7 protein-coding genes are annotated in these 5,145 nt (G+C 50.1%); 5 read left to right on the top strand and 2 right to left on the bottom strand.

The genetic code is table 11. The annotated features are described in order from the left end of the window. Nucleotides 1-146: 146 nt before the first annotated feature. Nucleotides 147-956 carry a class II glutamine amidotransferase gene (locus Q0231_RS10135; RefSeq protein WP_269392455.1) on the bottom strand — a complete coding sequence of 270 codons (810 nt, stop codon included), beginning with the start codon at nt 954-956 and terminating at the stop codon, nt 147-149. Between the two features lie 102 nt (nt 957-1,058). Here Q0231_RS10135 and Q0231_RS10130 point away from each other — a divergent pair, with 102 nt between their 5' ends. Together Q0231_RS10130 and Q0231_RS10125 are read left to right on the top strand one after the other, a co-directional pair. Continuing rightward, complete coding sequence (locus tag Q0231_RS10130) at nt 1,059-1,523, top strand: Lrp/AsnC family transcriptional regulator (protein WP_269392456.1); 465 nt, start codon at nt 1,059-1,061, stop codon at nt 1,521-1,523. A 123-nt stretch (nt 1,524-1,646) separates the two neighbouring features. After that, nucleotides 1,647-2,600: a DnaJ C-terminal domain-containing protein gene (locus tag Q0231_RS10125; protein WP_269392457.1), complete on the top strand. Its 954-nt coding sequence runs from the start codon at nt 1,647-1,649 to the stop codon at nt 2,598-2,600. On the opposite strand, the gene Q0231_RS10120 is transcribed toward Q0231_RS10125, so the two are convergent. Then, the gene (locus Q0231_RS10120) at nt 2,597-3,550 is read right to left on the bottom strand and encodes an L-threonylcarbamoyladenylate synthase (protein ID WP_299347568.1); all 954 of its coding nucleotides are present in this window, start codon (nt 3,548-3,550) and stop codon (nt 2,597-2,599) included. The genes Q0231_RS10125 and Q0231_RS10120 overlap by 4 nt on opposite strands. Nucleotides 3,551-3,623: 73 nt before the next feature. Here Q0231_RS10120 and Q0231_RS10115 point away from each other — a divergent pair, with 73 nt between their 5' ends. Genes Q0231_RS10115 through Q0231_RS10105 form a run of 3 tightly spaced genes read left to right on the top strand, consistent with a single transcriptional unit; the run spans nt 3,624 to nt 5,067 of the window. Continuing rightward, a complete protein-coding gene (locus tag Q0231_RS10115) occupies nt 3,624-4,601 on the top strand; it encodes a histone deacetylase family protein (RefSeq protein ID WP_299347566.1) in 978 nt (325 codons plus the stop codon). Beyond that, nucleotides 4,598-4,846: an exodeoxyribonuclease VII small subunit gene (locus Q0231_RS10110; protein ID WP_269392460.1), complete on the top strand. Its 249-nt coding sequence runs from the start codon at nt 4,598-4,600 to the stop codon at nt 4,844-4,846. Before Q0231_RS10115 ends, Q0231_RS10110 begins: the two co-directional genes overlap by 4 nt. Nucleotides 4,847-4,848: 2 nt before the next feature. After that, the gene (locus Q0231_RS10105) at nt 4,849-5,067 is read left to right on the top strand and encodes a DUF6500 family protein (RefSeq protein ID WP_299347564.1); all 219 of its coding nucleotides are present in this window, start codon (nt 4,849-4,851) and stop codon (nt 5,065-5,067) included. Nucleotides 5,068-5,145 lie beyond the last annotated feature (78 nt).

The raw sequence follows: 5,145 nt of genomic DNA, 5'->3' as shown, positions 1-5,145 counted from the left end.
CTTCGATTTGTCTGAGCGCACGCGCAGAAGCAACATAGTCTGCATAAACAAGGCTTTTGGGTCCGAACGGACCGGGAATAGAAATCCCATCGCCAATTAAACCAGCGCGCAGTTGCTCGACCAAATTCTCAGCTCTCAGACTGGCTTTAAACTGCTCGAACATATTGCTTTTCCTCATCAAACAGAATTTCAGAGTCAATTGTTGTGTTTTGGTCGGCATCACGTGACAGGCATACCAAAGAGTTTGGCGGTATCTCTTGCCAATTCTGCACTTCGCCATCTAGTGGTTCAGAAGCCAGCAAGATATCGCCACCTAGATCCCTTTTATAAAGCGAAGGCGCATAGGCGTCAGAAGACCACCGCACCGCCCATATTTGCTCGCCATTGGTCACTGAAAATGTGGCGCGAAACGCTTCTACTATCCCGTGCTCTGCGCAAACTGAGGTAATTGACCGCATTGTCGTGCGAATGGCTGTTTTTACATCTTCAAATAGGCCGTTGTTCACCAACATGGCGAACATCAACTCGCTGTCAGTTGTACCTTGCAAGGCAGCATAGGACTTGTCGCAAAGCGTTTGCTGAAACAAGCGTTGTACTTTGTTAAACTCACCAATTTGCCCGTTATGCATAAACAGCCAGTGATTTGTTCTAAACGGGTGACAGTTCACAAATGTGTTTGGCGCACCTGTGGAGGCGCGAACATGGGCAAAGAATAGCTTCGCTTTCACCTGAGAGGTCAATTCACGCAGATTTGGGTCGGCCCAAGCTGGCCCCGCATTGCGATAAAGGCCGGGACATTTGTGATCACCGTACCACCCAAGTCCGCCGCCATCACCATGGACGCCAAGTTTGGCTTTGTGTGACTGCTGCGCTTGGGCGCACAACGATCGCGGCCCATCATATAAGAAGTCATTGATATAAGTGGGTTTCCCCAAATATGCGATCCAGCGACACATATTACTCTCTTTCGTGATTACCTCTCTATAATATCACCCAAAATGTGTAATTTTTCACCAATTTTCTTGCACATAACGCAACATATGTGGTCATATGATCGTATGAATGGCATGAAATTAGATCGAAATGACATTGCGATACTACGAATCTTGCAAAGAGATGCATCCGTGTCTCAGCGCGAGTTGGCAGCCCTTGTGAACTTGTCGCAAAACGCTTGTTGGAGGCGCATCAACGCGCTGCGAGAGGCCGGGTTGATTCTCAATCAGTCGATGATGCTCAATCGCAAACTGCTGGGGTTGGGTCTTGTGGTTTTTGTGATGCTGAAAACACGTCATCATTCGGCGGATTGGCTTGAGACGTTTCGCCGACATGTGTCAACCATCCCAGAAGTCGTCGATTTTTACCGCATCGGCGGAGATTATGACTATTTTCTCAAGGTGATAACCAACGATATGGACAGCTACGATGACGTGTATCAAAGGCTGATTTCCAAAGTTGAACTGGACTCGGTCACTTCCTATTTCGCAATGGAAGCCATTGAAGAGCAGCGGCCGCTGCCTCTTTAGGTCAACATTGTGCTGCAAGACTAGACATTGCGGCCTTGGATCGCCATATATGGCGCAACAATGAATATGTCCGCACGGGAGCGAAAAGCTGTTGCTGTGCGTTGATTGGAGAGAAATATATAGATGCGTGATCCTTACAGCGTTTTAGGTGTGCCAAGGTCCGCGAGCGATAAGGACATTAAGTCTGCATATCGCAAACTCGCTAAAACCTATCACCCCGATCAGAACAAAGACGACCCAAAGGCGCAGGCCAAGTTTTCTGAAGCCTCAAATGCTTATGACTTTTTGTCCGACAAGCAAAAACGCGGGCAATATGATCGTGGCGAAATTGATGCTGACGGCAACCCCAAAATGGCGGGCTTTGACTTTTCTGGTTTTGGCGGCGGTGCTGGGCAGCGCGGCGGACAGCGCCGTGCAGGTGGATTCTCTGGTGGTGCAGGTGGCGCGGGCGTTAACCCCGAAGACATTTTGAAAGAATTCATGGGCGGTTTTGGCGGCGGGCAACGCGGTGCAGGCCCGATGGGCATGGGAAGCGCCGGTGGGTTTGCTAGCGGCGGACGCACCACAAAAGGTCAGGACGTCAAGGTCGGGCTCAAAGTGACGCTCGAACAAATAAGCGCCCGCCAGCCTGTGCCTGTGCATTTGCCAAACGGTAAAACCCTTTCTGTCAATTTGCCATGGCCGCTTGAAAACGGGCAACAAGTACGTCTCAAGGGGCAAGGCGAAGCGCCTCCCTTTGGTGGGTCAAAAGGCGATGTTCTGGTGAATGTACGCATTCAACCACACAAGCATTTCCGCAAAGACGGCGAAAACTTACGCGTAGATGTGCCTTTGACGCTTTATGAAGCGGTTTTGGGTGGCAAGGTACGCGTGCCAACGCTTTCGGGTGCGGTTGAGCTGAATATTCCAGCTGGCGTTGACACATCAAAAGCCATGCGCCTCAAAGGCAAAGGCCTTTTTGGTGAAGGTGATCTCTACGTCAATCTGCGGATCAAACTACCAGAAGAATCCGACCCGGATTTGGAAAGCTTGATGCGGTTTTGGCGCGACCAAAAACCTTATAAACCACGCGATTAAGTCGTTCGATCCGCCGCGGCCCGGGCCAGTCTGTCGTTGATCGCGATGCCAATCCCCTCAATGGGGATTGGGGCAACTGCAATTGAGGCGACGCCCATTGCATCAAGTTCACGCAAATATTGAAAAAGGTTCTTAGCGGCCTCTGCCAAGTCGGCCTTTGGCGAGAGGTTGCGGCAGTTCGGTCCGTCAAAAGCGGCAGAACCGAAGCCTAAAAAAGCTTCACCACTGTTGGGCGATATGGCGTTTAGGCGCACTTTTGCATTTGGTGCGTAGTGAGATTTGAGCATGCCGGGCGCCACGATTTTTCCGCTGTCTGGCAGATTGACTTTAATGCCAATTTCGCTTTCGACCATTTCAGCTGTAACGTTGCCTGGTCGAAGCAAAATTATCCTGTTGTTCTCAATGGCCAGAATGGTGGATTCAACGCCTGCTTCGCACGCGCCTCCATCTAACACAGGAACAGCTCCGCCAAATGCGTCGATCACATGTTGAGCTTTGGTTGGCGACAGCTTGCCCGAAGGATTGGCTGATGGGGCAGCAACAGGTTGGCCCAAAGTAGACAGCAAGCGGCGCGCCATTGGATGTTTGGGCAAACGGATGGCCACTGTGTCTAGACCGGCGGTTACAAGATCAGAAATTCTTGCATTCGCTTTTTTTGGCAGAACGAGCGTTAGTGGACCAGGCCAGAACGCATTTGCAACTTTTAGCGCCAACGGATCAAATTCTGCGATCTCCCTTGCCATTGTCATGTCGGCACAATGAACAATCAACGGGTTAAAGCGTGGACGGCCTTTGGTTTGAAAGATTTTGAGAACAGCATCATCGTTGCTCGCCAATCCAGCAAGCCCATAGACAGTCTCTGTAGGCATTCCGACCACATCACCGTTATGTAAATGTTCAACAGCTTCATTTACTGAAACCGGATTTGGGTATAGATGGCGTTCATTCATTTGCGCTGTTTGGCAATTGAAGTGCGCCGCGTCAAGGATCATAATGATATGACGCGCATGGATAGGGAAAGAAATGTCGAGCCTTTTGATTACGCAACCGCAAGGTTTGGAACATGCCACGCCATCTGGTCACCCAGAACGGGCAGACCGATTGCGTCGATTGAACAAAGTCTTTGCCCTGCCCCATTTTGCCGACATTAAACGCAAAGAGGCGGCCTGCGCAGGGCTTGAGTTTGCTCTAGAAGTGCACCCAAAGGCCTATATCGAGCAACTGAAGCTGTTGCGTCCAGTCGAAGGCATGTCGCAGGTTGATGGCGACACCTATATTTCCCAAGAGTCTTTGAGCGCTGTTATGACTGGTATGGGCGCAGGCCTTGATGCGCTTGATGATGTATTGGCCGGTCACCACGAAAACGCTTTTTGCGCCATTCGCCCGCCGGGGCACCATGCTGAACGCGAGGCTCCGATGGGCTTTTGCCTTGTGAACACAATTGCAGTTGTTGCGCGCATTGCACAGCAAAAGGGTTTAGAGCGGATCGCCATTGTAGATTTTGACGTGCACCACGGAAATGGCACGCAAGACATTTTTTATGCCGACAAGAACGTGATGTATGCCTCAAGCCATCAAATGCCGCTTTTTCCCGGCACCGGTGCCATCAGCGAAACTGGCGCGGGCAATATATTCAACGCCCCTCTTTCTGAAGGTACGGGACGTGATGAAATGCACTTGGCCTACACCGACGTGATTTTGCCGGCGATCGATAATTTTCGGCCAGATCTTATTCTTATCTCAGCTGGGTTTGATGCCGACTATCGCGACCCATTGGCTGGCCTAAAATGGCAACCCGACGATTTTGCGTGGATCACTGGCAAATTGATGGACATTGCCGGCAAGCGTTGCAACAATCGAATCATATCCCTATTAGAAGGTGGATATGATCTTGATGGTCTGGGCCAAGGTGTTGCGGCGCATTTATCAATGCTTTCACATGGCGTTAGCGGTCCTTCGATCGATCATATTGATTTTGACCAAAAGGAGCATTTTGGGTGAGCGAAGACCAAAAAGCGGCAATTGAAGCGCTTAGTTTTGAAGATGCACTGACAGAGCTTGAACAGATTGTGGGCAAGCTTGAAGGCGGGCAAGCCCCGTTGCAAGAATCCATCGAGATCTACGAACGTGGTGGCTTGCTAAAAGCGCATTGCGAAAGCCTATTGCGCAAAGCCGAGGCGCGTATTGAGAAGATTACTCTGGACCGCGATGGCAACCCAACGGGTACAGCGCCATTAGACGGCTAATCATGCGCAAAAGCCTTAGAGCAAAGATTATCGAGGTTTGTGATACAAAAATCGCACAAAAAGGTGAAGGTGTTGGGCTGTCCTTTTATGCGTTTTTCAAGAACAGAAATGATGACCCAGAGCTTTTAATGGAAGCGGCCACATGGTGGATTTCAACGCACAAGCTCGACCACTTTGAGAAAGCACAAAGAATCAAAACTATGGTTCTGGCAGATAAATAATATGTGATGCGATTGGTGATTTAGACGCATCGTCAAAATGGTGTTTGCGATCTAGTTTGCGCCAAAAAACATGGTCTG

It is taken from the genome of uncultured Maritalea sp., from assembly GCF_937139385.1.
GTDB lineage: Bacteria > Pseudomonadota > Alphaproteobacteria > Rhizobiales > Devosiaceae > Maritalea > Maritalea porphyrae_A.
Note: the sequence above shows the minus strand (reverse complement) of the source record. Positions and strands in the feature narration are given on the sequence as shown.

Bases quoted from the DNA above. Each gene is read 5' to 3' on its own strand.
- Q0231_RS10135 (WP_269392455.1), bottom strand. From the start codon at position 956: ATGTGTCGCTGGATCGCATATTTGGGGAAACCCACTTATATCAATGAC.
- Q0231_RS10130 (WP_269392456.1), top strand. From the start codon at position 1,059: ATGAATGGCATGAAATTAGATCGAAATGACATTGCGATACTACGAATC.
- Q0231_RS10125 (WP_269392457.1), top strand. From the start codon at position 1,647: ATGCGTGATCCTTACAGCGTTTTAGGTGTGCCAAGGTCCGCGAGCGAT.
- Q0231_RS10120 (WP_299347568.1), bottom strand. From the start codon at position 3,550: ATGAATGAACGCCATCTATACCCAAATCCGGTTTCAGTAAATGAAGCT.
- Q0231_RS10115 (WP_299347566.1), top strand. From the start codon at position 3,624: ATGTCGAGCCTTTTGATTACGCAACCGCAAGGTTTGGAACATGCCACG.
- Q0231_RS10105 (WP_299347564.1), top strand. From the start codon at position 4,849: ATGCGCAAAAGCCTTAGAGCAAAGATTATCGAGGTTTGTGATACAAAA.